Annotated in this window: 1 protein-coding gene; it reads right to left on the minus strand. The window is 45.7% G+C overall.

Going from position 1 to position 376, the window contains the following annotated elements; translation table 11 throughout:
• Positions 1–169 precede the first annotated feature (169 nt).
• On the minus strand, positions 170–376 hold a 207-nt coding region (locus tag C457_RS20350; protein ID WP_008094727.1), incomplete at its 5' end, for a hypothetical protein.

Below are 376 nucleotides of genomic sequence, written 5' to 3' on the forward strand. Positions count from 1 at the left end.
TGTTGAAACCATTAGTTACTGATAATTTGTTGGGGTCGTGCTGAATACAGGGCGTTATCTCGCACAAATAGAGTGTTCATATCAAGAGAACTGATAGGTCAGTACAGTCCAAAGCGTCTACACCAGTGTACTCGACCTGGTATTCTAACTTAGCTGCCCGGGATATCGTTCAGTCAACCTCAACGATGTCTTTGTGGTACTGCAAGAATTCTTCGGCTCTTTCCTCAAAGTCATCCTCATCAATATACTGCCGAAGGTCAACAAACGGCTTTTTTCGTTTCACCTCGTTTACAGCAGTCCGAATCCCCCGTAAGTCATCCTCACTTATCGATTTCCCCTTCAACGGGTTCTCCTCACGGACGTCAGAGTAATGCCC

It is taken from the genome of Haloferax prahovense DSM 18310, from assembly GCF_000336815.1.
In the GTDB taxonomy this organism is placed as follows: Archaea; Halobacteriota; Halobacteria; order Halobacteriales; family Haloferacaceae; genus Haloferax; species Haloferax prahovense.